The sequence below is a fragment of the Bradyrhizobium sp. S3.3.6 genome (assembly GCF_040546905.1).
Classification (GTDB): Bacteria; Pseudomonadota; Alphaproteobacteria; order Rhizobiales; family Xanthobacteraceae; genus Bradyrhizobium; species Bradyrhizobium cytisi.
The window spans coordinates 21,071-46,430 of sequence record NZ_JBEPOT010000024.1 but is presented as its reverse complement, the minus strand read 5'-3'; the positions used below and the strand labels follow the sequence as shown (position 1 = coordinate 46,430).

Here is a 25,360-nt window from a genome sequence, read left to right as displayed (position 1 = left end):
GCCCGCCGGCCTCCCGTCCCGGCGGGTAGCTTGAATCACCAAAACGCTGATTTGTGAATCCCCAACGATTCAGTCAGATGGGCTAACGCTCTAGCGATCGATCTCGTGTCCCGGACGCGCTGCAGCGTTCCCGGCGATGCGAAGCATCGTCCGGTACGCTGCTGCGCAGAGCCGGGACCCATCTCGCAGTGTTGCTGGGTCCCCGCCCTGCTGAGCGGCACTTCGTGCCGCACCGCGTCCGGGACACGAGGGAGAGCTACGAAAACCGCTCCGTCGCCCACGCATACAGGCTGCCCGGGATCGGCTTCTCGCCGCCGCGGCCTTTGGGTGAGATGTGCAGGCCGATGATCTCGGGGTTGGTGACGAGGCCGAGATAGCTCGAGGGATCGAAGAACAGCTTTGGCTCGGCGTGCACGGCGTAGAACGACTGCTTCGGCAGCGCGCATCTCAATTCGCCGGTGCGGCGCGCGAGCGCGGTCAGTGCCGCCGGCCCGAAGATCGCGACACGAATATCGGAAAGACGGTTCGAGCCGCCGCGCAGGCGGCGCATCAGGAAGGTGATGCGGTGGCGAACCGACAGCCAGTTCGGCGTCAGCTCCTCCTGCTCCATCAGCTCTTCGAAGGCCGCGACAATGCCGTGCTGCGGCGGCAAATAGATCACGGAATTGCCGAGCTGGCGCGGCCGTTCCCAGGCGAAGTACGGCTTTCCCGGATCGATTATTGCGGACTTGAGCAGCAGCACGTCGGCATCGAGCCAGAGGCCGAGGCCCTTTGCCATCAGCTTCATGCGGAAGAAATCGCTGAACTGCAGCGTGGTCCAGTCGCGCCAGCTGCCGTCCGGCTGCGGCGGCCGCAGCCGTTCGGAGAACGCGTGCGGCAGGATCGCCTCGGCATCGGCATTGCCGACGCCCGCCGGTAGGCCTGGGATGGTGTCGAAGCTATAGACGGTGACCTTGTGGCCGGCAGCCAGCTGCGAGCACAGACAGGTCTGGCGCAGCGCGTCCATCGGGCCATGCCAGAAGGTGACGATCTCGGGCAGCATAAGCGGAAGCTATAAGGGATATCGCGGGCAAAGAAAAAGCCCCGGCGCCGATGACGCCGGGGCTGAAACCAAAACTTGAGGCTTAGGCCCAGGCGCGCTCGCGCTTGAGCTTGTCCTCGTAGGTGTCGATCGAGGCCTTCTTCTCCATCGTGAGACCGATGTCGTCGAGGCCGTTGATCAGGCAGTGCTTGCGGAACGGATCGATCTCGAACTTGACCGTGCCGCCGTCGGGACCGCGGATCTCCTGGTTCGGCAGGTCGATCGTCAGCGTCGCGTTGGCGCCGCGCTCGGCGTCGTCGAACAGCTTGTCGAGGTCTTCCTGGGAGACGCGGATCGGCAGAATGCCGTTCTTGAAGCAGTTGTTGTAGAAGATGTCGCCGAACGAGGTCGAGATCACGCAGCGGATGCCGAAGTCGAGCAGCGCCCAGGGCGCGTGCTCACGGCTCGAGCCGCAGCCGAAATTGTCGCCGGCGACCAGCACCTTCGTGTTGCGATAGGCGGGCTGGTTGAGGACGAAATCCGGGTTCTCGCTGCCGTCGTCCTTGTAGCGCTGCTCGGAGAAGAGCCCCTTGCCGAGCCCGGTGCGCTTGATGGTCTTGAGGTACTGCTTCGGAATAATCATGTCGGTGTCGACATTGATGATCTTCAGCGGCGCCGCGACGCCTTCCAGCGTAGTGAACTTGTCCATGGTTGCGCTTCCCGAGAGTGGTTAGGGACCGCGTATTTATCGCGATCGGGGGTCGAATCCTAGGCCGATTTCGGCAGACCTAGTCTGCCCGAGCCTCGATCGCCGCCATATCGTCGTCCGAGAGGCCGAAATGGTGGCCGATCTCGTGAATCAGGACGTGACGGACGATATGGCCGAGGCTTTCGTCGTGCTCGGCCCAGTAGTCCAGGATCGGCCGGCGGTAGAGCCAGACCATGTTGGGCAGCCGCGCCACGTCGCCAAAACTCTGCTGGGGCAAGCCGACGCCCTGGAACAGGCCGAGCAGGTCGAACTCGCTGTCGCATTGCATCTCGTCCAGGACCTCCTCGGTGGGGAAGTCATCGACGCGGATGATCAGGCCTTCGCAAAGGCCGCGGAATCCCGCCGGCAGGCGCTCGAAAATGTCGTGCGCCGTCACCTCCATCTCGGCCAGCGAGGGTGCTTTCAGGTCCGTCCACATGGGTTGTTCTTAGCGCGGGTTCCGCAGCGATGCATCCGGCTTTATAAGCGCTCTGAGGTTGACGGGCGCCGCCAAAACGGGGAGCTTGGGGCCTCGATGGGGACGGTTCAGGTGGGCGGAAAAATGCGAGCGAAAACAGCGCTGACGCTACTGTGCATGGGGTTGTTTTCGCAAGTCTGTGTTGGTGCGCATGCCCAGACCCTTGCGCAGACTGCTGGCCCCGTGGTCCGCATGGCCCAGGCGGTCTCGCCCGACGACGTCCCGCCGCCGCGCAAGCGGCCCCAGACCCGCCTCCGCGTCACGCCCTATTACACCCCGGACGGCGTCTATCCGCGCTACAACCCGGGGCCGGATGCGGTCCGCGAGTGCAACGCCACCTACGTGCAGGAATTCCGGCCGAGCGGCACGGTGATCGTGCCGCATATGAGCTGCTACTGGCGTCGCGGCTGAATTTGGCATCACCAGGTCGTCATGACGAGATGGATCGCACTGGCCGTTGTTGTTGCGCTCGCCGCCGGCCTGCCTCACGTTTTCGCGGCGCAGAGGGTGACGAAGCTGCCGGATGCCTCCGCCGGGCGCGCGGTGTTCGATGCGCGACGGCATGTGCGATACGAGATCGCGCCTACTTCTCGCCGTCCCGATCCGCACTATTATGCGCGGCCCGTTGGTTACCGTCCCTATCCCTACGGCGTGCCCGCGCCGTTCGTGTTCGGCTACGGGCCGTGGTGGTGACGCGAGCAGCGTCGTTCATCATGGCGGCGGCTTGCGCTACGGCGGCATCCACTACGGCGGCTACCACGATCAAAATGAAAAGGGCGCCTCGGCGGCGCCCTTTGTTTATTCGATGACCCACAATTGCAGGCAGTGGCTCAGCGCCACTCCCTGACGTCAACGAAGTGACCCGCGATCGCAGCCGCTGCGGCCATCGCGGGCGACACCAGATGGGTGCGGCCCTTGAAACCCTGGCGTCCCTCGAAGTTGCGGTTCGAGGTCGAGGCGCAGCGCTCTTCCGGGGCCAGCTTGTCCGGGTTCATGGCGAGGCACATCGAGCAACCGGGCTCGCGCCATTCGAAGCCGGCCTTGATGAAGATCTTGTCCAGACCCTCAGCTTCGGCCTGCTCCTTCACGATGCCGGAGCCCGGCACGACCATGGCGTTGACATGGCCAGAGACGTGCTTGCCTTCCGCGATCTTGGCGGCGGCGCGCAAATCCTCGATGCGGCCGTTGGTGCAGGAACCGATGAAGATGCGATCGAGCTTGATGTCCGTGATCTTGGTCCCCGCCGTCAGGCCCATGTACTTCAAGGCGCGATGCTTGGAGAGACGCTTGGCCTCGTCCGCGATCTTGTCGGGATCGGGCACGATGCCGGTCACCGAGATCACGTCCTCAGGGCTCGTGCCCCAGGTCACGATCGGCGGCAGCTTGGCTGCATCGAGCCGCAGCTCGTGGTCGAAATGTGCGCCCTCGTCGGAGCGCAGCTTTTCCCAGTAGCGCATCGCCGCATCCCAGTCCGCGCCCTTCGGCGCCTTCGGACGGCCGCGCAGGAAGTCATAGGCTTTCTGGTCGGGCGCGACGAGACCGGCACGCGCGCCGCCTTCGATCGACATGTTGCAGACCGTCATGCGGCCTTCCATCGACAGTGCGCGGATCGCCTCGCCGGCGTATTCCAGCACATAGCCGGTGCCGCCCGCGGTGCCGATCTCGCCGATGATGGCAAGGATGATATCCTTGCCCGTCACGCCTTCAGGCAATTTGCCGTCGACGCTGACGCGCATGTTCTTCGCCTTCTTCTGGATCAGCGTCTGCGTCGCCAGCACGTGCTCGACCTCGGAGGTGCCGATGCCGTGGGCGAGCGCACCGAACGCGCCATGCGTCGAGGTGTGGCTGTCACCGCACACGATCGTGGTGCCGGGCAGGGTAAAACCCTGCTCGGGGCCGATGACGTGGACGATGCCCTGGCGCTTGTCGAACTCGTTGTAATATTCGATGCCGAATTCCTTGGCGTTGTCGGCGAGCGCCTTGATCTGCTCGATGCTCTCCGGATCCGGGTTCGGCTTGGTGCGGTCGGTGGTCGGCACGTTGTGGTCAACGACAGCGAGCGTCTTCTCGGGGGCGTGCACCTTGCGGCCGGTGGCGCGCAGGCCTTCGAACGCCTGCGGCGAGGTGACCTCATGCACCAGATGGCGGTCGATGTAGAGCAGGCAGGTGCCGTCATCGGCTTCGTGCACCAGATGGTCGTTCCAGATCTTGTCGTATAAAGTGGTCGGCTTGGACATGAGCTTAAGCTCCGAACAATGTATGTCAGTGGATATGCGCGGGTTCGCGCGGGGCAACAGGGCAGCCTTGAGCGCAGCCTTTAAGCTGCGGGACTAAGCTCTGACGTTGCCGAGGTCGCGAAGCGTCCGAAGAACCGGCCAGGCAGCCGCGAGCGATCGTCGATGACGATGCGCTGGGGGGTTACGAGGTAGGTCAGATCTGGAAACATTCCAGGAATATATAGCAGGGAGATCTGGAATCGCGAGGGCTTTGACGCGCACGGCTGACGCAACAAAAAAGCGCGGGGCCAAGCCCCGCGCTTTTCGAAACTCGTCTGGTAGCGGAGCTTACTCGTTGACGGCGGCCTTGTGCTCAGTCTTCTCGACGATGCGGGCCGACTTGCCACGGAGATTGCGGAGGTAATAGAGCTTGGCGCGACGCACCTTGCCGCGGCGCACCACCTTGATCGAGTCGATCATCGGCGACATCACCGGGAACACGCGCTCCACGCCCTCGCCGTACGAAATCTTGCGCACGGTGAAGCTCTCGTTGAGGCCACCTCCGGAACGGCCGATGCAGACGCCTTCATAGGCCTGCACGCGGGTGCGGTCGCCTTCGACCACCTTCACGTTGACGATCACGGTGTCGCCGGGACCGAACTCCGGAATGTCCTTGGTGGCGGAGAGCTTGTCGAACTGCTCTTTTTCGAGCTGCTGAATCAGGTTCATGGGTAAATCTCCATCGGCGCGCCCAGCCTTGGAAACGGGGGCTGCGCGAAATTCGTCTATCCAGCCATTGCGGATGTGGCCGCTCCTATAAGGCAAGCCGGAGCGTTTGTCACCCGTCTGTCTTGTTTTTTGCCGTTTTTTGGCGTCCGGGACGATTCGGGGCTTTGGGCGGGATTCGGGCCCATAAATCGGGCCGCCGGGCCGCCGTCAGGGCCTCGGATTGCGTCCGCCGCCAGGCCGCGACCTTGGCGTGGTCTCCGGAGGTCAGGATCTCTGGGATCGGAACCCCCTCGAACAACTGCGGACGGGTGTACTGGGGGTACTCAAGGAGGCCGTCCGAAAAACTCTCTTCGGTTCCCGAGGCTTCCTTGCCCATCACCCCCGGCAGCAGCCGGACGCAGGCGTCGATCAGGGCCATCGCAGCGATTTCGCCTCCTGAGAGCACGTAATCGCCGATCGAGACCTCCTCCAGGGCGCGGGCGTCGATCACCCGCTGGTCGACCCCCTCGAACCGCCCGCAGACGATCAGGGGGCCGGGGCCCTGGGCGAGCTCGGCGACACGGGCCTGGGTCAATGGCCGACCCCGCGGGCTCATCAGCAGTTTCGGCCGGTCGGGACGGACCCCCACGGCGTCGATGGCCGCCGCCAGAACATCGGCCCGCAGCACCATGCCCGGGCCGCCGCCGGCCGGAGTGTCGTCGACGCTGCGGTGACGGTCCGTGGCGGAAGCCCGGATGTCCCGCGCTTCGATCTCCCAGAGGTCCGAGGCCAGCGCCCGGCCGGCCAGGCTCACGCCGAGCGGCCCCGGAAACATCTCCGGAAACAGCGTCAGCACCGTCGCGCGCCAGGGTGAGGGGTTTGTCATCGTGCTTCTAAAAATTCCGTCGTCCCAGCGAAGGCCAGGACTCATCACCACCGCAGTCCGTTTTGCGATGATCGGGGCCATCAGCTTAGCGAAAAAACACGTCTCGTGGTTATGGGTCCCGGCCTTCGCCGGGACGACTCGGAGAGGGATCCTCGCCTTCGACTTCCTGCGGCAGCTCGATCACGACGCGGCCGCCGGCGATGTCGACCTCAGGCACAATCGCATTGGTGAACGGCAGCAGCATCGTCGCGCCCTTGAGGGGCGCGATCTCGATGATGTCGCCGGCACCGAAATTATGGATCGCGAGCACGCGGCCGAGCGCACCGCCATCTGTGGTGACGGCAGCGAGCCCGATCAGATCGGCATGGTAATATTCGTCCTCATCGGTCGCGGGCAGTTTTTCGCGCGCGACATAGAGTTCGATTCCGTTGAGGCGCTCGGCCTCATCGCGGGTCGCGACGCCCTTGAAGGTCGCGACCAGATGGTCCTTGGCTTCGCGGGCCTGCGCCAGCTCGAACTGGCGCTTGCCGTCCTTGGAGAGAAGCGGACCGTAGCGCTTAACGGCAAAGGGATCTTCGGTGAAGGTCCACAATTTGACCGCGCCGCGCACACCATGCGCGGCGCCGATCCGCGCGACGCAGATCAGCGCCGACATGGATGAGCCTTAGCCCTTCGCAGCGGCTTCGGCCTGCGCCTTGCGCTCCTTGCGCGGCACGGCCTTCTCGGGGTTGTTGCGCGCTTCGCGCTTCTTGACGCCGGCGGCATCGAGGAAGCGGGACACGCGGTCCGACGGCTGCGCGCCCTTGGCGAGCCAGGCCTTCACCTTGTCCATGTCGAGCTTGAGCCGGGTCTCGTTGTCCTTCGGCAGCAGCGGGTTGAAGTGACCGAGCCGCTCGATGAAGCGGCCATCGCGGGGGAAGCGCGAGTCGGCGACGACGACGTGATAGACGGGACGCTTCTTGGTGCCTGCGCGGGCGAGGCGGATAACGACGGACATTTAGTTCTCCTTCGAAGTACGGTTTGCAAAGTACGTTTTGTTCGGTTGATTGGTATTCCGCGTTGCGTGAGACCGATGCGATCCCTCGCGACGAATTCCTCATTTCTTCTTGCCCGGAAAACCGCCGAGGCCCGGCAGCGTCGGCTTGCCGCTCAGCCCGGTCAGTCCAGGAACGTTCGGCAGACCGGTGCGAAGACCGGCCGGCAAATCCTTCGGCAGGCTGGGCAGACCCTGTCCGCCGCCGCCCTGCATTTTCTCCTGCAGCGCCTTCATCTCGTCCGGAGACGGCATCTTCATGCCGCCACCAAAACCCATGGCCTGAGCGATGCCGGCCAGCGGACCGCGCTTGCCCGAGCCCATGGCCTTCATCACGTCGGCCATGTTCCGGTGCATCTTCAGCAGCTTGTTGACCTGCTCGACGCTCTGGCCGGAGCCAGCGGCGATGCGCTTCTTGCGGCTGGCCTTGAGCAGGTCGGGATGACGGCGCTCGTCGCGCGTCATGGAATCGATCACCGCGACCTGGCGCTTCAGGATCTTGTCGTCGATGCCGGCGGCCGCGATCTGGTTCTTCATCTTGGCGATGCCGGGCATCATGCCCATCAGGCCGCTGATGCCGCCCATGCTGGCCATCTGCGAGAGCTGCTCGCGCATGTCGTTGAGGTCGAACTGACCCTTGCGCATACGCTCGGCGGTGCGCGCGGCTTTCTCCGCGTCGATGTTGGCGGCGGCGCGCTCGACCAGCGACACCACGTCGCCCATGCCGAGGATGCGGCCGGCGATACGATCGGGGTGGAAATCTTCCAGCGCATCGGTCTTTTCACCGGTGCCGATCAGCTTGATCGGCTTGCCGGTGACGGCGCGCATCGAGAGCGCAGCACCGCCGCGGCCGTCGCCGTCGACGCGCGTGAGCACGATGCCGGTCAGGCCGACGCGCTCGTCGAAGGCGCGAGCGAGGTTGACGGCGTCCTGGCCCGTCAGGGAGTCCGCGACCAGCAGCACTTCATGCGGGTTCGCCGCCGCTTTGATGCTAGCTGCCTCCGCCATCATCTCTTCGTCGAGCGTGGTGCGGCCGGCGGTGTCGAGCAGCACGATGTCGTAGCCGCCGAGCTTGCCCGCTTCGAGCGCGCGTTTCGCAATCTGAGCCGGCTGCTGGCCGGCAACGATCGGCAGGGTCGGAATGTCGAGATCGCGACCGAGCACGGCCAGCTGCTCCATCGCCGCCGGGCGATAGATGTCGAGCGAAGCCATCAGCACCTTGCGCTTGTCGCGTTGGACCAGGCGGCGGGCGAGCTTTGCGGTGGTGGTCGTCTTGCCCGAGCCTTGCAGACCGACCATCATGATCGGCACCGGCGGCACGGAATTGACGTCGATGGTCTGGCTTTCGGCGCCGAGCATGTTGATCAGCTCGTCATGGACGATCTTGACAACCATCTGGCCGGGCGTGACCGACTTGACGACGGTGGCGCCGATCGCCTGCTCGCGGACGCGTTCGGTGAAGCTGCGCACGACCTCGAGCGCGACGTCGGCCTCGAGCAGCGCGCGGCGCACCTCGCGCATGGCGGCGTCGACGTCCTTTTCGGTCAGCGCACCGCGCCCCGTCAGACGATCGAGAATGCCGCCAAGCCGTTCCGACAGATTGTCGAACAATGCCGTTGTCCTGTTTAACCTCTCCACGCCTGCGGGGAGAGGTCGCCGCGCCCTTGCGCGGCGGGTGAGGGGGTACGGGACTCTCCACGCGCGCCACACGCGGAGGGAGCCCCTCACCCCGACCCTCTCCCCGCAAGAGCGGGGCGAGGGAGAAGAAAGTCCAAACACCTTTGCGCCCGAGGGCGCATCGCGCTGTCGGGCGTTGACCTCCGGCCTCGAGGGCCAGGCGGCGGGTCGAAAAGAAAGCCTTTCCGAGAAAGTGGCGGGGTTAAACGCCGCTCACGCCCAAAAGTCAAGGAAAGTTAGGGTGGCGGGGTGGCTTTGCCAGGGCAAGCTCTTGAAAACAGGGTGTTTCCGGCGATGGGTTCCTTTTTCGGCGGTCCCCGCCCATATAGGCGGTGATGTCCGACCGTCCCAACCATCCCTGAAGCCCGCCCCGTGCCGATCACCCGCCGCCGCATCTTCGGACTGCTTGCCGGGGCCAGTGCGCTGGTCGGTGTTCCCCTTTGGATCTCCCGCATGAAAACCTATGACGGCCCGGTCTCCGATCATTTCGACGGCTTGCACTTCTTCGATCCGGACGGCGCGCCGCCGAGATCGCTCGGTGAGGTGTTCCGCTGGCAGTTCGGCGGCGGCCAAAAGCGCGCGAAATGGCCGGACTGGGCGCCGAGCCCCCATGCCGACACCCCGCCGGAGCGCGTCGATGGCGACAGGGCGCGGTTCTCCTTCGTCGGCCACGCCAGCTGGCTGATCCAGACCGGCGGCCTCAACATCCTCGTCGATCCCGTCTGGTCGATGCGGGTGTCGCCGGTGGGGTGGGCCGGACCAAAACGCCACAACGATCCCGGCATTGCCTTCGAGAAGCTGCCGAAGATCGACGTCGTGCTGGTCTCGCACGGGCACTACGATCATCTCGACATCGCGACGCTGTCGCGGCTCGCGAAAAATTTTGCGCCGCGCGTGGTCACCCCGCTCGGCAACGATGTCACAATGCGCAGCAGCGATTCCTCGATCATGGCGGAAGCGTTAGACTGGCACGAGCGCGTCGAGCTCGGTAGCGGTGTCGCCGTGACTCTGGTGCCGACCCGGCACTGGTCGGCGCGCGGCATGTTCGACCGCAACAAGGCGCTGTGGGCGAGCTTTGTGCTGGAGACGCCTGCGGGGAAAATCTACGTCGTCTGCGATTCCGGCTATGGCGACGGCGGACATTTTCGTCGGGTTGCCGAGAAGCACGGGCCGCTGCGTCTGGCGATTCTTCCCATCGGCGCCTACGAGCCGCGCTGGTTCATGCGCGATCAGCACATGAACCCGGAAGATGCGGTGAAAGCGCTCGATGATTGCGGCGCGCAACAGGCGCTCGGGCATCATCACGGCACGTTCCAGCTCACCGATGAAGCGATCGACGCGCCGGAGAAGGCGCTGGTGGAAGCGCTCGATGCCGCCAAGATTCCGCAGGAGCGGTTCGTGGCGATGAAGCCCGGGCAGGTGGTGGAGATTTAGGTCTCGCCACGCACACAGCTCGTGCCCCGGACGCAGCGCAGCGTCTCTTCGACGATGCGCTGCAGAGCCGGGGCCCATGTCGACGTATTGTATCGTGTCGCTTGCTGGGTCCCGGCTCTGCGCAGCAGCGTTTCACGCTGCAGCGCGTCCGGGACACGAGAGTTATTGCTCTTTCGGCTTGATCGCCCAGCTCACATTCACCGTCACCGACAGCGTTTCCTCACCCGGCGCAACGGCAGCAGGCGCGGCCATCGGGGCTGCGGCCATGCGGCTCTTGAACAGAGGCACTGGGCCACCACCTTCCGCGACGCTCAGCGGCGCGCCCAGCGTGACGCCGGTGGCCTTGGCATAGATCTCGGCTTTGCGGCGGGCATCGGCGACCGCCCGCTCGCGGGCGTCGTCGAGCAGCTTCGAGGCTTGCGTCACTTCAAACGAGATGTTGCCGATATCGTTTGCGCCGGCGCTGACCAGCGTGTCTATGATGCCGGCGACCTTGGTCACGTCGCGGATTTTTACGGTGACGCGGTTGGAGGCGCGGAAGCTGACCACCGGCGAGGCGCCGTTCGAGCGGTTCGGCGCATATTGTGGCTGCAGCGACAGCCGCGAGGTCTGGTAATCCTTTTCGTCGATGCCGGCGCCCTTCAGCGCCAGCAGCACCTTGCCCATCGCGGCGTTGTTGGCGTCGGACGCTTCCTTCGCCGACCTGGCATCATTGGCGACGCCGGCATCGATGTGCGCGAGATCGGGTGCCGCCGAGACGGTCGCCTCGCCGCTCACGGAGATGGCGGACGGAAAATCGTCGGCGAGCGCGGGCGCGGCCTGCAGCGTGGCGGCGAAAATAGCGGCGAGGGACGTAAAAAGGGCGGCGGGCTTTTTCATCGGACTCACTTCAGCGGAACGAACACATTGATCACGAGCTTGTCCTCGGCCGTCTTCAAGGGATCGGTGAGGTACTCCTCGATGAACGTGTCCTTGGCCTCCAGCTTCTTGTCGTCGAGGTGATTGGTGATCGCCTCATAGGTGTTGTCCATGTTGTCGTAGGAGCCGCGATGGACGAATTTCAGCGCCTTGCCCTCCGGCGATTTGCCGATGCTCATGTCCTTGGTCAGGTTCTTCGGGTCCTGCTCGACCGGAATCTCGGCGAGGAAGGTGAAGCCGGTGTCGTCGGTCGAGGTGTAGACGATCATCGAATTGCCGGCGTGCTTGATGCCCTGCTTGTCCAAGAGCGCGTTCAGCGCCTTGAAGGCGTCGACCAGCGTGTCGAAGGCCGAGTCCCAATTGGCGGTGCCCTTGACCATCACGACCTTCTTGGCCTCGAGCGTGGTCTCCAGGCCGAAGGGATCGGCGGTCTGCACCGGGGCGGGCGTAACGGACGCGGCGGGCGGGGGTGCCGCCAGGCCCGGCGACGGTGAGGCGCTGGCCGCTGGCGATGGTGCCGGCGAGGGAGTTGCCGCGGGCGCAGGCGAGGCACTTGCAGCCGGGGCGGGCGCGGCTGACGGGGCCGGCGAGGGACTAGCCGACGCGGCGGGCGCCGGGCTCGGGGTCTGCGCCGGAGCGCCGGACGGGCTAAGCGACAGCGCGACTGCCGGGATCAATGCGGCCAGAGCGAGACGACGAAAAGTGTTCATTTTATTCTCCCCAGACCTTGCCCACCAAGGCCTTAACCCGGCCGCGCATCCCGGTTCGCGCGAACTGCGCCGTTCTAACACGCGAGCGCCGAATTCGTCCCATGACAGATGCGTCATGGCAGGCGTCATGGTGGGCGTCCTGGTCTCGACGGCAAAACACTGGCCAAGCCGGCAAGGATCGCCATATAAGGCGGGCGAAATTCGGGAATTTTCATGAGCGCGCTGGCCAACCACGCTTTTGCCAAGATGAACGGCATCGGCAACGAGATCGTCGTTGTCGACATGCGCGATTCCGCCGGGAAGGTCACGCCGGACGACGCCCGCGCGGTAGCCTCCGCGGAGGGCGGCGTGCCCTATGACCAGCTCATGGTGCTTCAGAAGCCGCGGCTCGACGGTACCGAAGCCTTCATCAGCATCTACAACAATGACGGCTCGGAAGCCGGCGCCTGCGGCAACGGCATGCGCTGCGTGGTGCGGCAGATTTTTGGGAAGAGCGGGCAGACCACGGCGACCTTCGAGACCGCGGCCGGCCTGCTCAATGCCTGGCAGGGCCCGGCAGCCGATCTCTACACCGTCGACATGGGCGCGCCAAAATTCGGATGGCAGGATATTCCGCTGGCGGAAGAGTTTCGCGACACCCGCTACATCGAATTGCAGATCGGGCCGATCGACAAGCCGATCCTGCATTCGCCGTCCGTGGTCAGCATGGGCAATCCGCACGCGATCTTCTGGGTCGACGACGTCAACGCCTATGATCTCGAGCGCTTTGGTCCGCTGCTGGAGAATCATCCGATTTTCCCCGAGCGTGCCAACATCACGCTCGCCCACATTGTCGATCGCGAGCACATCACGATGCGCACCTGGGAGCGCGGTGCGGGTCTCACCAGGGCTTGCGGCTCGGCGGCCTGTGCGACTGCGGTTGCGGCTGCGCGCCTGAAGCGCACCGACCGCAAGGTCGAGATGACGCTGCCCGGCGGCAAGCTCGGCATCGAATGGCGCGAGCGCGACGACCACGTGCTGATGACGGGCACCGCGACCTTCGAATACGAAGGCAATTTCGATCCGGCGCTGTTCGCGCCGGCCGGGTAATGGCTGTCGAGGTCGTCACTTTCGGCTGCCGCCTCAATGCCTTCGAGGCAGAGGTGATCCGCCGCGAGGCGGAGGGCGCGGGGCTCGTAGACACCATCGTCATCAACAGCTGCGCCGTCACCAACGAGGCGGTGGCGCAGGCGCGCCAGTCGATCCGCAAGTTGAAGCGCGAACGGCCCGGTGCACGCATCGTCGTCACCGGCTGCGCGGCGCAGACACAAAGCAGCATGTTCGCGGACATGGCCGAGGTCGATCGCGTCGTCGGCAATGACGACAAGATGCGCAGCGACGCCTGGCGCGAGGCGCGCGACGCCTTCGATCTCGGCACAAGCGAGAAGATCGCCGTCAGCGACATCATGGCGGTGAAGGAGATGGCGCCGCATCTGATCGACGGCTATGCGGGCGGCCTGCCGCGCGTGTTCGTGCAGGTGCAGAACGGCTGCGACCATCGCTGCACCTTCTGCATCATTCCCTACGGCCGCGGCAATTCGCGCTCGGTGCCGATGGGCGCGGTGGTCGATCAGGTGCGGGCGCTGGTCGAGCGCGGCCATGCCGAGATCGTGCTGACCGGCGTCGATCTCACCAGCTACGGTGCCGATCTGCCGGGCGCACCCAAGCTCGGCCTGCTGACCAGGCAGATCCTGCGGCACGTGCCGGAGCTGAAGCGGTTGCGCATCTCCTCGATCGATTCGATCGAGGCGGATCGCGATCTGTTGGATGCCATCGCCGATGATGCGCGGTTGATGCCGCATTTGCACCTGTCGCTGCAATCCGGCGACGACATGATCCTGAAGCGCATGAAGCGACGGCATTCGCGGCAGGATGCGATCCTCTTCTGCGATCAGGTGCGTCGGCTGCGGCCGGACATCGTCTTCGGCGCCGACATCATCGCGGGCTTTCCGACCGAGACCGAGGAGATGTTTTCCCGCTCGCTTGATCTGGTCGAGGAGTGCGGCCTGACGTTCCTGCACGTCTTCCCGTATTCACCGCGCCCCGGCACGCCGGCCGCGCGGATGCCGCAGGTCGCCGGCGGAGCGATCAAGGCGCGTGCGAAGCGGCTGCGCGCAGTGGGCGAGGCAGCGTTGCGGCAGCGGCTGCAAGCCGAGATCGGCGCGACGCGTGAGGTGCTGATCGAGAGCGATGGCCAGGGGCGCACCGAGCACTATCTGCCGGTGGCGATTGCGGGCAAGCGCGTGGGGAGCGTCGTGCCGCTCACGATTGCCGGCAGCGATGGCGAGCGGCTGACGACATAATCCGCTGTCTCTTCCCTTCTCCCCTTGTGGGAGAAGGTGGCGCGAAGCGCCGGATGAGGGGTTGCTTCAGCGACCTCTGTTGCGAGAGACTCACACGCGGAGAGAGACCGCTCACCCGTCTCGCCGCTGCGCGGCGAGCCACCCTCTCCCACAAGGGGAGAGGGAAAATTACGACGCCCGGACCTGCCAGAAGCGCAGCGTACGTCGTGCATTCTCCGGCGACATCCGTGCAAAATTGCTCTGCGCCCTCGCAACATCCGCCGGCTTCATTGCACCTGTCGCAAAGCGGCTTTCGAGCACGGCGGCGGTGGTTTCCCAGCTCAGCTGCGCCGCCTTGCACGGCACCAGCAGGCCGTCTTCGCGCAGGCTCTGCATCAGCGGGCGAATCACCTCGACCGTCGACCCTGACAATACCGCCAACGCGGCCACGGCCTCTTCGTAGCGCCGCTGCCTGGCGAAGCCGAGCAGCGTCGCCTCATTGAGCTGACCGGATGCCTTGAGATTCGCGATCGCGCGCTTGGCGCCCTCGAAATCGCGGACCCCCGACATCTCGCGCGCGACGCCGACGGTGACGGCGGCGATCGCGCTCTGGATTTCATCGAACAGATCGGGCGGCGCGCGTGATAGCAATCGCGTGCGAACCGTGTCCGTCGCCGAGCGCAGCAATTGGCGGCGCAGCTCCGACGGCAGGTCGACGCGGACGCCGACGCTGACGGCGAGCTCCGGATCGGACTCGGCCTGGCCGACAATAACGGTGAATCCGTTGCCCGAAACGCGCGCGCCGGGATTGGCGGCGAGACGGCGGCTGACGCTCGGATAGCGGCGCGCCAGCAGCGCGTCGGTGACGATCTCCTTCAGCCACCAGCGGCCGGCGACCGCGAGCAGATGCGGCTCGCCCTTGGATGATGCGATCTTCACCAGCTCGCCGTCGTCGAGGCGCGCGGATTCCTGCAGCACGGGGCCGGCGATGCGGATCTCGTCATTGTTGGCGAGGCGGCGGATGACGGAGGGCGGGGCCTGCGCGATCGGCGCAAGCTGGGCGCTGATTTCGGCGAGCGCAACGCGCGCGCCCATGTCGGCGATGGCGCGCAGCTCGATGGTGCCGATCAGGCGCTCGAGCACGTCGTCGAACAGCGCGATCTGCTCGTCGTCAAAACTTCCGGCGGAGGACAGGAACAGGTCGGTGACGCGCCGGGCCGTTTCGAGGCCCTTTTCCGCCGAACCGAGAAGAATGGCGGCTTCAACCTCGTCGATGATCGATAGTTCGGCATTGGACATGACGCGCTGCTCGTCCTGAGCGGATGACGGAAGCTTGTTCTAAGCAACCGTTATCATTAGAGACGAGCACTGAACGTTTCGTAAACCATGGCTCGGGGAAGGGGTTATTCCCCGTTCCAGCCGCAGGCGCGGAGCTTCTCATGCATGTGGGGCGGGGCCGGTGCGACGACGCGGACCGGCTCCTTGTTCCGGGAGATCGGCACCACGATCTCGCGGGAATGCAGGTGCAGCTTCGGCTCGCCGAAGCGCGGGCCGCGGCCGTATATGTTATCGCCGAAGATCGGCCAGCCGGTCGAAGCCGAATGCACCCGCAATTGATGGGTCCGCCCCGTCACCGGTTCCATGGCGAGCCAGGTGAAGCCCTCGCCGCGGCCCATCACCTTCCAGTTCGTGACGGCCTTCTGCCCCTCCGGGTCAGGCTTCTGCCACCAGCCGCGCTCCGCATTGAGCCGGCCGAGCGGCATGTCGATGGTGCCTACGTCCTCGGCAGGGCCGCCCTCGACCACGGTCCAGTAGGTCTTGCCGATCTTGCCGTGCTTGAACAGCAGGCCGAGCGAGGCGGTCGCCTTGCGATGGCGGCCGAGCACGAGGCAGCCGGAAGTGTCCTTGTCCAGCCGATGGGCCAGCACCGGCGGCCGCGGCAGGCCGAAACAGAGCGCGTTGAAGGAGGCTTCCAGATTGGCGCCGCCCTTGGGGCCGCGATGCACCGGCAGACCGGACGGCTTGTCGATGACCAGCATCAGCCCGTCGCGATGGAGCACGCGCGCCAAAATCTCGTCAGCGGTCAATTCGGGAACATCGAGCAATTGCAAGACTTTCGTTTAACAGCGGGAACGGCTAACACACCGCCACCATGAACGATACCACCCCCGAGACCTCCAAGCTGAGCTGGTGGCGCCGCCTGTCCAACGGGCTGAAGCGCACCTCGTCCTCGCTCGGAACCGCGGTCGCCGATCTCGTCACCAAGCGCAAGCTCGACCGCGCCATGCTCGACGACATCGAGGATGTGCTGCTGCGCGCCGACCTCGGCACCTCGGTCGCGGTGCGGATCGCGGATGCGGTCGGCACCGGGCGCTACGACAAGGCGATCTCGGCCGACGAGGTCAAGGACGTGGTCGCAATCGAGGTCGAGAAGGTGCTGGCGCCGGTGGCCAAGCCGCTCGAGATCGATGCGGGCAGGAAGCCGTTCGTGATCCTCGTGGTCGGCGTCAACGGCTCCGGCAAGACCACCACCATCGGCAAGCTCTCGCAAAAATTCGCGTCCGAAGGCCGCAAGGTGATGCTGGCCGCCGGCGACACGTTTCGCGCAGCAGCGATCGAGCAGCTCAAGGTCTGGGGCGAGCGCACCAGGACGCCGGTCATCGCGGGTGCGCAGGGCTCGGATTCGGCAAGTCTCGCCTTCAATGCGCTGACGGCGGCGAAGGAGCAGGCCATCGATGTGCTCCTGGTCGACACCGCCGGCCGCTTGCAGAACAAGGCCGAGCTGATGAACGAGCTCGAGAAGGTCGTGCGCGTCATCCGCAAGGTCGACGCTTCGGCGCCGCATGCGGTGCTGCTCGTGCTCGATGCCACCGTCGGCCAGAACGCGCTGTCGCAGGTCGAGGCCTTCCATCGCACCGCAGGGGTGACGGGCCTCGTGATGACCAAGCTCGACGGCACCGCGCGCGGCGGCATTTTGGTGGCGCTCGCGGAGAAATTCAAGCTGCCGGTGCATTTCATCGGCGTCGGCGAAGGCGTCGACGATCTCGCGCCGTTCACCGCGCGCGATTTCGCTCGTGCGATCGCCGGAATCGAATCGTAGGTTTCCTTCGTCATCCCCCGCGAAAGCGGGGGATCCAGTATTCCGAGCCGCCTGTGGTCTACAACCAGCGGCGCGGCGTACTGGATGCCCCGCCTTCGCGGGGCATGACAACAACAAAGGTCAGGTAATGGACAAGACCCAGCCGCATCCGCTGTTCAAGCTTGCGACCGAGCTCGGTCCGCTGCTCGTGTTCTTCTTCGTGAATGCGAAGTTCAATCTGTTCGCCGCGACCGGCGCCTTCATGGTCGCGATCGTGGCGGCGATGATCGCCTCCTATGTGGTGACGCGCCACATCCCGATCATGGCAATCGTGACCGGCGTGATCGTGCTGGTGTTCGGCACGCTGACCCTGGTGCTGCACGACGAGACCTTCATCAAGGTCAAGCCGACCATCATCTACGGCCTGTTCGCCGCGATCCTCGGCGGCGGCCTGCTGTTCGGCCGCTCCTTCATCGCCGTGATGTTCGACCAGATGTTCAACCTGACCCCGCAGGGCTGGCGCATACTGACGCTGCGCTGGGCGCTGTTCTTCGCCGGCATGGCGGTGCTGAACGAGATCGTCTGGCGCACCCAGAGCACGGATTTCTGGGTGAACTTCAAGGTGTTCGGCGTCACCCCGCTGACCATGATCTTCGCCATCGCCCAGATGCCGCTGACCAAGCGCTACGGCGTCGAGCCGGTGTCGCTGGAGACCAGCGAGGCCGAGGCGGGAGATGTGAGGAAGGGGTAATTCTCGGATCCCGGACGCGCGAAGCGCGAGCCGGGACCCAGGCTCTCTCTAGAAGCGCGGTCGCGGCGGCATGGGCCCCGGCTCTGCAGCGCATCGCTGAAGAAGCGCTGCGCTGCGTCCGGGGCACGAGATCGTACTAAGATCCCGCCTTCAACGCCTTCTCCATCTCCGGCAGCAGCACCGTCCGCAAATTCTCCTGCGTGATCGGGCCGACCAGCTTGTAGACGATGGTGCCTTCGCGGCCGACGACAAAGGTCTCAGGCACGCCATAGACGCCCCATTCGATCGAGGCGCGACCATTGGCGTCAGTGCCGACACGGCCGAACGGGTTGCCGTAACGGCCGAGGAAGCGCCGCGCGTTGTCGGGTGCATCCTTGTAGTTGATGCCGACGAGCTGGAAGCGCTTGTCCCTGGCAAGCTCCGTCAGCAGCGGCGCCTCGTCGTGACAGGGCACGCACCAGGAGGCCCAGACATTGACGAGGCTGACCTTGCCCTTGAACGCAGCGGGGTCGAGCCCGGGCACCTGCACGCTGTCGGCTTGCAATCCCTCAAGTGGCGGCAGCGTGGTCTGCGGCGCGGGCCGGCCGATCAGCGCGGAGGGAATTCGCGAAGGATCGCCGCTGCCGAGCCGGAACCAGAACAGCACGGCAAGGGCGACGAAGGCGAGCAGCGGCAGCACCATCAGGAAGGTGCGTCGCGGCGGCGTCGCGGGGGTCGATTGCTCGCTCATGGTGTATCCACCGCGCTGCGGCCCGAGCGGCGCGTGACGCCGCTGCGATCGAGCTCGCGCAGACGTCGGGCCTGGTTGCGATAATCGAGCACGACCCAGCCGATCAGGATCGCGACGACGATGGCGGCGGCAGCATAGGAGGTCACAATGAATGACGCATAGGGACCAAGCGACATCGTCATGCGGCTTTCTGGCTCGCCTGCATCATCTGCAGCGAGCGGACGCGGCGGCGCAAGATCTCGTTGCGCATCGCCGCCAGATGCAGTGTGACGAACAGCAGCGTGAATGCGACCGCCATCACCAGGAGCGGAATCAGGAACGACTTGTCGAGCGTCGAGCCGCCCATGCGCATCACCGAGGCCGGTTGATGCAACGTGTTCCACCAGTCGACCGAGAATTTGATGATCGGCAGATTGACCGCACCGACCAGCGTCAGCACGGCCGCTGCGCGTGCCGCGCGCGAGGGATCCTCAACCGCGCGCCATAGCGCCATCAGGCCGAGATACATCAGGAACAGGATCAGCACCGAGGTCAGCCGCGCATCCCATTCCCAATAAGTGCCCCACATCGGCCGGCCCCATAGCGAGCCCGTGAGCAACGCGAGGAAGGTGAAGCTGGCGCCGATCGGTGCCGCGGCCTTGGCGGCGACGTCGGCGAGCGGATGCCGCCACACCAGCGTGCCGAGCGAGGCGACGCTCATCACGCCCCAGACGAACATTGAGAGCCACGCATTGGGCACGTGGATGAACATGATCTTCACGGTCGCGCCCTGCTGATAGTCGTCGGGCGCGAGAGCGGATTGATAAAGGCCGATCGCGAGCAGGATGACGGTCGCGGCCGCAAGCCACGGCACCACCCGCGCACTCAGCGCGAGGAACCGTGTGGGGTTGGCGAGATCGATCAGCGTCATCCTATCCTGATAATCGCAGGTCCGCGCTCACGCAATCAGCATCAAAGTGCGCAGCGAAAGTTGATCGGGGTCAAGGTCAGTCCAGTCCATGCTTCAGGCTCGCCGCCGCCGCGAATGGGCCTACGATGAGGCTGACCAGCGACAGCGCGCAGAGGATCGAGAACGGCGCGCCGAATGACAATGGCCCGGTGATCGCGGCCTGCGAGGCCGCAACGCCGAAGATCAGCACGGGAATCGATAGCGGCAGGACCAGGACGGCCATCAAGAGGCCACCACGATGCAGCGTCACCGCCAGTGCCGCACCGATCATGCCGGTAAATGTCAGCGCCGGGGTGCCGGCGAGCAGCGTCAGCGCCACGGCACCGGTCGCGGCCATGTCGAGGTTGAGCAACAGGCCCAGCACGGGGGTTGCGACAATCAGCGGCAGGCCCGCGGCCAGCCAATGCGCCAGCGCCTTGGCCGCGCAGGCCAGTTCCAGCGGCGTCCGGCTCATCGTGATCAAATCGAGCGAGCCGTCCTCATGGTCAGCCATGAACAGCCGGTCCAGCGTCAGCAGGCTGGCCAGCAGGGCGCCGAGCCAGAGGATGGCAGGCCCCAGCCGCGACAACAGCGCCAGGTCCGGCCCCACCGCAAACGGCATCAGCACCACCACGGTGAGGAAGAACAGCACGCCAATCAGCGCCCCGCCGCCGACGCGGAGCGCGATCCGGATGTCCCGGCGGATCAGGGCGGCGAGGGCGGTCATGGGGGGGCTCCGGCGGAGAGGCGGCCATGAGAGCCCGGCTCATGCCCCAAGCAAACTGCGCTCCCTCCCCCCTTGTGGGGGAGGGTTGGGGAGAGGGGTAGCCGCGGGGAACGTGCTCGTCGGAGATAGGCCGCCAGCAACAGAGCGCCTGCTTCCCGCGCGCTAGAGCCGAGAGGCGCTGCCGTGTGGCACCCCCCTCCCTGACCCTCCCCCACAAGGGGGGAGGGAACGAAGAGGGCGGCGCCCGGCCACTTGGAAAGCTGAGGGTCGATCGGATTCACACCATCCCCCCGATCCGCAGCTCCCGCGCCGCGATACCCAGCGCGGTATGCGTCGCCGCGATGATCAGGCCGCCGCGCGCCAGATGGTCGCGCATCAGGCCGCCGAACAAGTCCTGGCCGGCGACATCCAGCGCATTGGTCGGCTCGTCCAGCAGCCAGACCGGGCGGCGGACTGTCAGCAGCCGGGCCAGCGAGAGCCGGCGTCGCTGGCCTGCCGACAGGAAGGCGGCGGGCAGATCGGTGGCGTGGTCGAGGCCGACGGTGGCGAGGCTTTCAGCGGCGCCGCAGCGCTCGCCCCCCAGAAAATCAGCCCAGAATGACAGGTTTTCCGCCACGCTCAGCGCCGGCTTGAGGGCATCGCGATGGCCGAGATAGTGGCATTGCTCGGGCAGCGTCATTTCGGCGTCGCCCCCGTCGAGTACGATCCTGCCGCCAGCCGGAATGAGCAGGCCGGCAATCAGCCGCAGCAGCGAGGTCTTGCCCGATCCGTTGCGGCCTACCACCGCCACGACGTCGCCGGAGGCCGCCTCGAAGTCCAGCCCGGAAAATACCTCGCGACCGCCCCGCACGCAGGTGAGCCCCTGTCCAGAGAGCCGCATCTCGCCTCGTTTCAACCCGCTCAAAGCCGGGCCTCAGGAAAACTGGGGGTAGCGCATCAGAATTTTTGGCTCGCGAATTGCTGCGGTACGATTGTGGCTGTGGCGGCGCGGTTAGAAAGCTTCTATAAGCCCGGAACTACTTGATGCAGCAACTCAACCTGCCCCTGCAAGCGACCTAACCTGCTGCGCTGACGGTGTTACGATACCCCTTGCCGGGTATAACTAACAATTGGGATTTCCTACATGACCTCGCTCGACAGCTTCAAATGCAAAAAGACCCTCAAGGTCGGCGCCAAGACCTATGTCTATTACAGTCTGCCCACGGCCGAGAAGAATGGTCTGAAGGGAATTTCGAAACTCCCCTATTCGATGAAGGTCCTGCTCGAGAATCTCCTCCGCAACGAGGACGGGCGCTCGGTCAAGAAGGAGGACATCGTCGCGGTCTCGAAGTGGCTGCGGAAGAAGTCGCTGGAGCATGAGATCGCGTTCCGTCCCGCGCGCGTGCTGATGCAGGATTTTACCGGCGTGCCGGCGGTGGTCGACCTCGCCGCAATGCGCAACGCGATGCAGAGCCTCGGCGGCGATGCCGAGAAGATCAACCCGCTGGTCCCCGTCGATCTCGTCATCGACCATTCCGTGATCGTGAACTTCTTCGGTGACAACAAGGCTTTCGGCAAGAACGTCATCGAGGAATACAAGCAGAATCAGGAGCGCTACGAGTTCCTGAAGTGGGGCCAGAAGGCGTTCTCGAACTTCTCCGTCGTGCCGCCCGGCACCGGCATCTGCCACCAGGTCAATCTCGAATATCTCTCCCAGACGGTGTGGACCAAGAAGGAGAAGATGACGGTCGGCAAGAAGACCGGCACCTTCGAGGTCGCCTATCCCGACTCGCTCGTCGGCACCGACTCCCACACCACCATGGTCAACGGTCTCGCCGTGCTCGGCTGGGGCGTCGGCGGCATCGAGGCGGAAGCCTGCATGCTCGGCCAGCCGCTGTCGATGCTGCTGCCCAACGTCGTCGGCTTCAAGCTGAAGGGCGCGATGAAGGAAGGCGTCACCGCGACCGACCTCGTGCTGACCGTCACGCAGATGCTGCGCAAGCTCGGCGTGGTCGGCAAGTTCGTCGAGTTCTTCGGCCCCGGCCTCGACAATCTCTCCGTCGCCGACAAGGCGACCATCGCCAACATGGCGCCGGAATATGGCGCGACCTGCGGCTTCTTCCCGGTCGACGCCGCCGCGATCGACTACCTCAAGACCTCCGGCCGCGCCGCACCGCGCGTCGCGCTGGTGCAGGCCTATGCGAAGGCGCAAGGGCTGTTCCGCACCGCCAAGTCGGCCGATCCGGTGTTCACGGAAACGCTGACGCTCGATCTCGCCGACGTCGTGCCGTCGATGGCCGGTCCGAAGCGTCCCGAAGGCCGCATCGCGCTGCCTTCGGTCGCCGAAGGCTTTTCGCTCGCGCTCGGTACCGAATACAAGAAGACCGACGAACCCAACAAGCGCTTCGCCGTCGAAGGCAAGAACTTCGAGATCGGCCACGGCGACGTCGTGATCGCCGCCATCACCTCCTGCACCAATACCTCGAACCCGAGCGTCTTGATCGGTGCCGGCCTGCTCGCGCGCAACGCAGCGGCCAAGGGCCTCAAGGCCAAGCCGTGGGTGAAGACCTCGCTCGCTCCGGGCAGCCAGGTGGTCGCGGGCTATCTCGCCGATTCCGGTCTGCAGGCCGATCTCGACAAGGTCGGCTTCAACCTCGTCGGCTTCGGCTGCACCACCTGCATCGGCAATTCCGGCCCGCTGCCGGAGGAGATCTCAAAATCGATCAACGACAACGGCATCGTTGCCGCTGCTGTGCTCTCGGGTAACCGCAACTTCGAAGGCCGCGTCTCGCCGGACGTGCAGGCGAACTATCTGGCCTCGCCGCCGCTGGTCGTCGCGCATGCGCTCGCCGGCAGCGTCACCAAGAACCTCGCCGTCGAGCCGCTCGGCGAAGGCAAGGACGGCAAGCCGGTGTATCTGAAGGACATCTGGCCGACGACGAAGGAGATCAACGCCTTCATGAAGAAGTTCGTGACCGCGGCGATCTTCAAGAAGAAGTATGCCGACGTGTTCAAGGGCGACGCCAACTGGCGCAAGATCAAGACGGTCGAGAGCGAGACCTATCGCTGGAACATGTCTTCGACCTATGTGCAGAACCCGCCCTATTTCGACGGCATGAAGAAGGAGCCGGAGCCGGTCACCGATATCGTCGAGGCGCGCATCCTCGCCATGTTCGGCGACAAGATCACCACCGACCACATCTCGCCGGCCGGTTCGATCAAGCTCACCTCGCCCGCTGGCAAATATCTCAGCGAGCACCAGGTGCGGCCCGCCGACTTCAACCAGTACGGCACGCGTCGCGGCAACCATGAGGTGATGATGCGCGGCACCTTCGCCAACATCCGCATCAAGAACTTCATGCTCAAGGGCGCGGATGGAAACATCCCCGAGGGCGGTCTCACCAAGCACTGGCCCGACGGCGAGCAGATGTCGATCTACGACGCCGCGATGAAGTACCAGCAGGAGCAGGTGCCGCTGGTGGTGTTCGCCGGCGCCGAATACGGCAACGGCTCCTCGCGCGACTGGGCTGCGAAGGGTACGCGTCTGCTCGGCGTGCGCGCCGTGATCTGCCAGAGCTTCGAGCGCATCCATCGCTCCAACCTGGTCGGCATGGGCGTGCTGCCGCTGACCTTCGAGGACGGCACCTCCTGGTCGTCGCTCGGCCTGAAGGGCGACGAGAAGGTCACGCTGCGTGGCCTCGTCGGCGACCTTAGGCCGCGCCAGAAGCTGACCGCGGAGATTGTGTCCGGGGACGGTTCATTGCGGCGCGTTTCGCTGCTTTGCCGCATCGATACGCTGGACGAGCTCGATTATTACCGGAACGGCGGCATTCTGCATTATGTGCTGCGCAAGCTCGCGGCCTGAGCGCGAATTTGTGAACGGTGGCTCACTGCGACGTGAGTAGAAGGTTAAACAAAGGCGGCCTATCACAAGGCCGCCTTCGTGCATTACGGCATGCTTCAGATGGGCCCACCCGGCGGACACTTCGCATCGGGCGGAATGCGCCATGCCCGTAAGACCGCCGTGCCCGTAAGACTACGGTGACCATCGGGCGATAGGATATCCCTCCACGAAGACGAGATGTGACGTTCGACATGACTGGAATGATGGCTTCTCATTTGGTTTCGCGATGGTCCGGCGCACTCTGGTCGGGAGCACTGGGCATCTGCGCAATCGTCGCCGTCATCCGTCCCGCCCAGGCCGATCCCCGCGCCGTGGTCGAGCTCTTCACCTCGCAGGGCTGCTCCTCCTGCCCGCCCGCCGACAAGGTCATCGGCGACCTCGCCAAGGATCCCTCGATCATCGCGCTGAGCATGCCGATCGATTATTGGGACTATCTCGGCTGGAAGGACACGCTGGCAGATTCGCGTTTCTCGGCGCGGCAGCGCGCCTATTCACGCATGCGCGGTGACCGCGAGGTCTACACGCCGCAGGTCGTGGTCAATGGCGCTGTGCATGTCATCGGCAGCGATCGGGCCGGCATCGAAAGCGCGATCGGCAAGACCGACAGGGGCACTGGCGTGATGAGCGTGCCGGTGACGATGTCGCTGGCAGGCAAGCAGATCAATGTATCGGTGGCCGCGGGCAACGAGCCGGCGATCTCGCATGGCGAGGTCTGGATCTGCTCGATTGCGAAATCGGTGCCAATCGAGATCAGCCGCGGCGAGAATCGCGGACAGCAGATCACCTACCACAACGTGGTGCGCAATCTGCTCAAGGTCGGCGACTGGAACGGACATCCGGAAACCTGGACGGTGCCGCTTGAGAACCTCACCTCGCGCGATGGCGTCGATGGTGCGGTGGTCTATGTCCAGGACGGCAGCCGCGAGAAGCCGGGCGCGATGCTGGGCGCGGCGTACACGTCACTGCACTGAAGCGACGCGCGCTCAAGATCGTCTCAAGACAATTTGTCTGTCGTCATTCCGGGGCGCGCGAAGCGCGAACTACGGTGCGCAATTGCGGCCAGCGACACCCCGACACAAACAAAAAAGGACCAACTTGCGTTGGCCCTCCTT

The 25,360-nt window shown here is 65.1% G+C and carries 27 protein-coding genes; 9 read left to right on the top strand and 18 right to left on the bottom strand.

Going from position 1 to position 25,360, the window contains the following annotated elements; translation table 11 throughout:
* Window positions 1-256 precede the first annotated feature (256 nt).
* The 3 genes from ABID59_RS36915 to ABID59_RS36905 form a co-directional block, all read right to left on the bottom strand.
* On the bottom strand, window positions 257-1,042 hold the full coding sequence (locus ABID59_RS36915; RefSeq protein ID WP_354086604.1) for a glycosyltransferase family 32 protein: 786 nt from the start codon (window positions 1,040-1,042) through the stop codon (window positions 257-259).
* 82 nt (window positions 1,043-1,124) lie between these two features.
* Window positions 1,125-1,730 carry a 3-isopropylmalate dehydratase small subunit gene (leuD, locus tag ABID59_RS36910; protein ID WP_148756078.1) on the bottom strand — a complete coding sequence of 202 codons (606 nt, stop codon included), beginning with the start codon at window positions 1,728-1,730 and terminating at the stop codon, window positions 1,125-1,127.
* 79 nt (window positions 1,731-1,809) lie between these two features.
* Entirely contained in the window at window positions 1,810-2,208 is a 399-nt protein-coding gene (locus ABID59_RS36905; protein WP_148756079.1) for a metallopeptidase family protein, read from the bottom strand.
* A 156-nt stretch (window positions 2,209-2,364) separates the two neighbouring features.
* On the opposite strand from ABID59_RS36905, the gene ABID59_RS36900 reads away from it, so the two are divergent.
* Entirely contained in the window at window positions 2,365-2,658 is a 294-nt protein-coding gene (locus ABID59_RS36900) for a hypothetical protein (protein WP_354086607.1), read from the top strand.
* A 21-nt stretch (window positions 2,659-2,679) separates the two neighbouring features.
* Entirely contained in the window at window positions 2,680-2,940 is a 261-nt protein-coding gene (locus ABID59_RS36895; protein ID WP_148756081.1) for a hypothetical protein, read from the top strand.
* Window positions 2,941-3,077: 137 nt separating this feature from the next.
* Here ABID59_RS36895 and leuC read toward each other — a convergent pair whose 3' ends face one another.
* The 6 genes from leuC to ffh form a co-directional block, all read right to left on the bottom strand.
* Window positions 3,078-4,484, bottom strand: a complete 1,407-nt coding sequence (leuC, locus tag ABID59_RS36890; RefSeq protein WP_354086603.1) for a 3-isopropylmalate dehydratase large subunit — start codon at window positions 4,482-4,484, stop codon at window positions 3,078-3,080.
* A 327-nt stretch (window positions 4,485-4,811) separates the two neighbouring features.
* The gene (gene rplS / locus ABID59_RS36885; protein WP_148756083.1) at window positions 4,812-5,192 is read right to left on the bottom strand and encodes a 50S ribosomal protein L19; all 381 of its coding nucleotides are present in this window, start codon (window positions 5,190-5,192) and stop codon (window positions 4,812-4,814) included.
* A 109-nt stretch (window positions 5,193-5,301) separates the two neighbouring features.
* Window positions 5,302-6,057 (bottom strand): tRNA (guanosine(37)-N1)-methyltransferase TrmD, encoded by a 756-nt coding sequence (gene trmD / locus ABID59_RS36880; protein WP_354086606.1) that lies wholly within the window; start codon window positions 6,055-6,057, stop codon window positions 5,302-5,304.
* A 109-nt stretch (window positions 6,058-6,166) separates the two neighbouring features.
* Window positions 6,167-6,712, bottom strand: coding sequence for a ribosome maturation factor RimM (rimM, locus tag ABID59_RS36875; RefSeq protein WP_354086602.1), 546 nt, complete (start codon window positions 6,710-6,712; stop codon window positions 6,167-6,169).
* Between the two features lie 9 nt (window positions 6,713-6,721).
* Window positions 6,722-7,054 (bottom strand): 30S ribosomal protein S16, encoded by a 333-nt coding sequence (rpsP, locus tag ABID59_RS36870; RefSeq protein WP_100181398.1) that lies wholly within the window; start codon window positions 7,052-7,054, stop codon window positions 6,722-6,724.
* A 99-nt stretch (window positions 7,055-7,153) separates the two neighbouring features.
* Window positions 7,154-8,701, bottom strand: a complete 1,548-nt coding sequence (gene ffh, locus ABID59_RS36865) for a signal recognition particle protein (RefSeq protein WP_148756085.1) — start codon at window positions 8,699-8,701, stop codon at window positions 7,154-7,156.
* A gap of 438 nt (window positions 8,702-9,139) precedes the next feature.
* On the opposite strand from ffh, the gene ABID59_RS36860 reads away from it, so the two are divergent.
* Window positions 9,140-10,201, top strand: a complete 1,062-nt coding sequence (locus ABID59_RS36860) for an MBL fold metallo-hydrolase (protein ID WP_354086601.1) — start codon at window positions 9,140-9,142, stop codon at window positions 10,199-10,201.
* A gap of 162 nt (window positions 10,202-10,363) precedes the next feature.
* On the opposite strand, the gene ABID59_RS36855 is transcribed toward ABID59_RS36860, so the two are convergent.
* Window positions 10,364-11,080: an SIMPL domain-containing protein gene (locus ABID59_RS36855; RefSeq protein WP_354086600.1), complete on the bottom strand. Its 717-nt coding sequence runs from the start codon at window positions 11,078-11,080 to the stop codon at window positions 10,364-10,366.
* Window positions 11,081-11,085: 5 nt separating this feature from the next.
* Complete coding sequence (locus tag ABID59_RS36850; protein WP_354086599.1) at window positions 11,086-11,829, bottom strand: GyrI-like domain-containing protein; 744 nt, start codon at window positions 11,827-11,829, stop codon at window positions 11,086-11,088.
* A 213-nt stretch (window positions 11,830-12,042) separates the two neighbouring features.
* Here ABID59_RS36850 and dapF point away from each other — a divergent pair, with 213 nt between their 5' ends.
* Together dapF and mtaB are read left to right on the top strand one after the other, a co-directional pair.
* Window positions 12,043-12,918, top strand: coding sequence for a diaminopimelate epimerase (gene dapF / locus ABID59_RS36845; RefSeq protein ID WP_148756088.1), 876 nt, complete (start codon window positions 12,043-12,045; stop codon window positions 12,916-12,918).
* The gene (mtaB, locus tag ABID59_RS36840; RefSeq protein ID WP_354086598.1) at window positions 12,918-14,171 is read left to right on the top strand and encodes a tRNA (N(6)-L-threonylcarbamoyladenosine(37)-C(2))-methylthiotransferase MtaB; all 1,254 of its coding nucleotides are present in this window, start codon (window positions 12,918-12,920) and stop codon (window positions 14,169-14,171) included. Before dapF ends, mtaB begins: the two co-directional genes overlap by 1 nt.
* A 168-nt stretch (window positions 14,172-14,339) precedes the next feature.
* On the opposite strand, the gene ABID59_RS36835 is transcribed toward mtaB, so the two are convergent.
* Together ABID59_RS36835 and ABID59_RS36830 are read right to left on the bottom strand one after the other, a co-directional pair.
* Window positions 14,340-15,449, bottom strand: coding sequence for a DUF2336 domain-containing protein (locus ABID59_RS36835; RefSeq protein ID WP_354086597.1), 1,110 nt, complete (start codon window positions 15,447-15,449; stop codon window positions 14,340-14,342).
* 104 nt (window positions 15,450-15,553) lie between these two features.
* Window positions 15,554-16,255, bottom strand: a complete 702-nt coding sequence (locus ABID59_RS36830; RefSeq protein ID WP_354086605.1) for an RluA family pseudouridine synthase — start codon at window positions 16,253-16,255, stop codon at window positions 15,554-15,556.
* A 47-nt stretch (window positions 16,256-16,302) separates the two neighbouring features.
* Here ABID59_RS36830 and ftsY point away from each other — a divergent pair, with 47 nt between their 5' ends.
* Window positions 16,303-17,250, top strand: coding sequence for a signal recognition particle-docking protein FtsY (gene ftsY, locus ABID59_RS36825; RefSeq protein WP_354086596.1), 948 nt, complete (start codon window positions 16,303-16,305; stop codon window positions 17,248-17,250).
* A gap of 127 nt (window positions 17,251-17,377) precedes the next feature.
* On the top strand, window positions 17,378-17,980 hold the full coding sequence (locus tag ABID59_RS36820) for a septation protein A (protein ID WP_148778471.1): 603 nt from the start codon (window positions 17,378-17,380) through the stop codon (window positions 17,978-17,980).
* 136 nt (window positions 17,981-18,116) lie between these two features.
* Here the strand turns inward: ABID59_RS36820 and ABID59_RS36815 are convergent, their stop codons facing one another.
* The 5 genes from ABID59_RS36815 to ccmA all read right to left on the bottom strand — a co-directional run bounded on the left by ABID59_RS36815 (window position 18,117) and on the right by ccmA (window position 21,245).
* Window positions 18,117-18,710, bottom strand: a complete 594-nt coding sequence (locus tag ABID59_RS36815; RefSeq protein ID WP_148755105.1) for a DsbE family thiol:disulfide interchange protein — start codon at window positions 18,708-18,710, stop codon at window positions 18,117-18,119.
* The gene (gene ccmD, locus ABID59_RS36810) at window positions 18,707-18,892 is read right to left on the bottom strand and encodes a heme exporter protein CcmD (RefSeq protein ID WP_148755106.1); all 186 of its coding nucleotides are present in this window, start codon (window positions 18,890-18,892) and stop codon (window positions 18,707-18,709) included. The genes ABID59_RS36815 and ccmD overlap by 4 nt, the downstream gene beginning before the upstream one ends.
* Complete coding sequence (locus tag ABID59_RS36805; RefSeq protein ID WP_354086595.1) at window positions 18,889-19,620, bottom strand: heme ABC transporter permease; 732 nt, start codon at window positions 19,618-19,620, stop codon at window positions 18,889-18,891. The genes ccmD and ABID59_RS36805 overlap by 4 nt, the downstream gene beginning before the upstream one ends.
* A 76-nt stretch (window positions 19,621-19,696) precedes the next feature.
* On the bottom strand, window positions 19,697-20,365 hold the full coding sequence (gene ccmB, locus ABID59_RS36800; RefSeq protein ID WP_148755108.1) for a heme exporter protein CcmB: 669 nt from the start codon (window positions 20,363-20,365) through the stop codon (window positions 19,697-19,699).
* A 277-nt stretch (window positions 20,366-20,642) separates the two neighbouring features.
* Entirely contained in the window at window positions 20,643-21,245 is a 603-nt protein-coding gene (gene ccmA / locus ABID59_RS36795) for a heme ABC exporter ATP-binding protein CcmA (protein WP_354086594.1), read from the bottom strand.
* 243 nt (window positions 21,246-21,488) lie between these two features.
* Here ccmA and acnA point away from each other — a divergent pair, with 243 nt between their 5' ends.
* Window positions 21,489-24,209 carry an aconitate hydratase AcnA gene (gene acnA / locus ABID59_RS36790; protein WP_148755110.1) on the top strand — a complete coding sequence of 907 codons (2,721 nt, stop codon included), beginning with the start codon at window positions 21,489-21,491 and terminating at the stop codon, window positions 24,207-24,209.
* Window positions 24,210-24,439: 230 nt separating this feature from the next.
* Window positions 24,440-25,219, top strand: coding sequence for a DUF1223 domain-containing protein (locus ABID59_RS36785; RefSeq protein ID WP_148755111.1), 780 nt, complete (start codon window positions 24,440-24,442; stop codon window positions 25,217-25,219).
* Window positions 25,220-25,360: the final 141 nt, after the last annotated feature.

Coding starts and splice junctions, on each gene's coding strand:
- ccmD (WP_148755106.1), bottom strand. CDS start 18,892: ATGACGATGTCGCTTGGTCCCTATGCGTCATTCATTGTGACCTCCTAT.
- ABID59_RS36820 (WP_148778471.1), top strand. CDS start 17,378: ATGGACAAGACCCAGCCGCATCCGCTGTTCAAGCTTGCGACCGAGCTC.
- ftsY (WP_354086596.1), top strand. CDS start 16,303: ATGAACGATACCACCCCCGAGACCTCCAAGCTGAGCTGGTGGCGCCGC.
- ABID59_RS36900 (WP_354086607.1), top strand. CDS start 2,365: ATGGGGTTGTTTTCGCAAGTCTGTGTTGGTGCGCATGCCCAGACCCTT.
- leuD (WP_148756078.1), bottom strand. CDS start 1,730: ATGGACAAGTTCACTACGCTGGAAGGCGTCGCGGCGCCGCTGAAGATC.
- ABID59_RS36815 (WP_148755105.1), bottom strand. CDS start 18,710: ATGAGCGAGCAATCGACCCCCGCGACGCCGCCGCGACGCACCTTCCTG.
- dapF (WP_148756088.1), top strand. CDS start 12,043: ATGAGCGCGCTGGCCAACCACGCTTTTGCCAAGATGAACGGCATCGGC.
- acnA (WP_148755110.1), top strand. CDS start 21,489: ATGACCTCGCTCGACAGCTTCAAATGCAAAAAGACCCTCAAGGTCGGC.
- ABID59_RS36785 (WP_148755111.1), top strand. CDS start 24,440: ATGACTGGAATGATGGCTTCTCATTTGGTTTCGCGATGGTCCGGCGCA.
- ABID59_RS36895 (WP_148756081.1), top strand. CDS start 2,680: ATGACGAGATGGATCGCACTGGCCGTTGTTGTTGCGCTCGCCGCCGGC.
- ccmA (WP_354086594.1), bottom strand. CDS start 21,245: ATGCGGCTCTCTGGACAGGGGCTCACCTGCGTGCGGGGCGGTCGCGAG.
- ABID59_RS36905 (WP_148756079.1), bottom strand. CDS start 2,208: ATGTGGACGGACCTGAAAGCACCCTCGCTGGCCGAGATGGAGGTGACG.
- ABID59_RS36915 (WP_354086604.1), bottom strand. CDS start 1,042: ATGCTGCCCGAGATCGTCACCTTCTGGCATGGCCCGATGGACGCGCTG.
- trmD (WP_354086606.1), bottom strand. CDS start 6,057: ATGACAAACCCCTCACCCTGGCGCGCGACGGTGCTGACGCTGTTTCCG.
- mtaB (WP_354086598.1), top strand. CDS start 12,918: ATGGCTGTCGAGGTCGTCACTTTCGGCTGCCGCCTCAATGCCTTCGAG.
- leuC (WP_354086603.1), bottom strand. CDS start 4,484: ATGTCCAAGCCGACCACTTTATACGACAAGATCTGGAACGACCATCTG.
- rimM (WP_354086602.1), bottom strand. CDS start 6,712: ATGTCGGCGCTGATCTGCGTCGCGCGGATCGGCGCCGCGCATGGTGTG.
- ccmB (WP_148755108.1), bottom strand. CDS start 20,365: ATGACCGCCCTCGCCGCCCTGATCCGCCGGGACATCCGGATCGCGCTC.
- ABID59_RS36855 (WP_354086600.1), bottom strand. CDS start 11,080: ATGAAAAAGCCCGCCGCCCTTTTTACGTCCCTCGCCGCTATTTTCGCC.
- rplS (WP_148756083.1), bottom strand. CDS start 5,192: ATGAACCTGATTCAGCAGCTCGAAAAAGAGCAGTTCGACAAGCTCTCC.
- ABID59_RS36850 (WP_354086599.1), bottom strand. CDS start 11,829: ATGAACACTTTTCGTCGTCTCGCTCTGGCCGCATTGATCCCGGCAGTC.
- rpsP (WP_100181398.1), bottom strand. CDS start 7,054: ATGTCCGTCGTTATCCGCCTCGCCCGCGCAGGCACCAAGAAGCGTCCC.
- ABID59_RS36805 (WP_354086595.1), bottom strand. CDS start 19,620: ATGACGCTGATCGATCTCGCCAACCCCACACGGTTCCTCGCGCTGAGT.
- ABID59_RS36835 (WP_354086597.1), bottom strand. CDS start 15,449: ATGTCCAATGCCGAACTATCGATCATCGACGAGGTTGAAGCCGCCATT.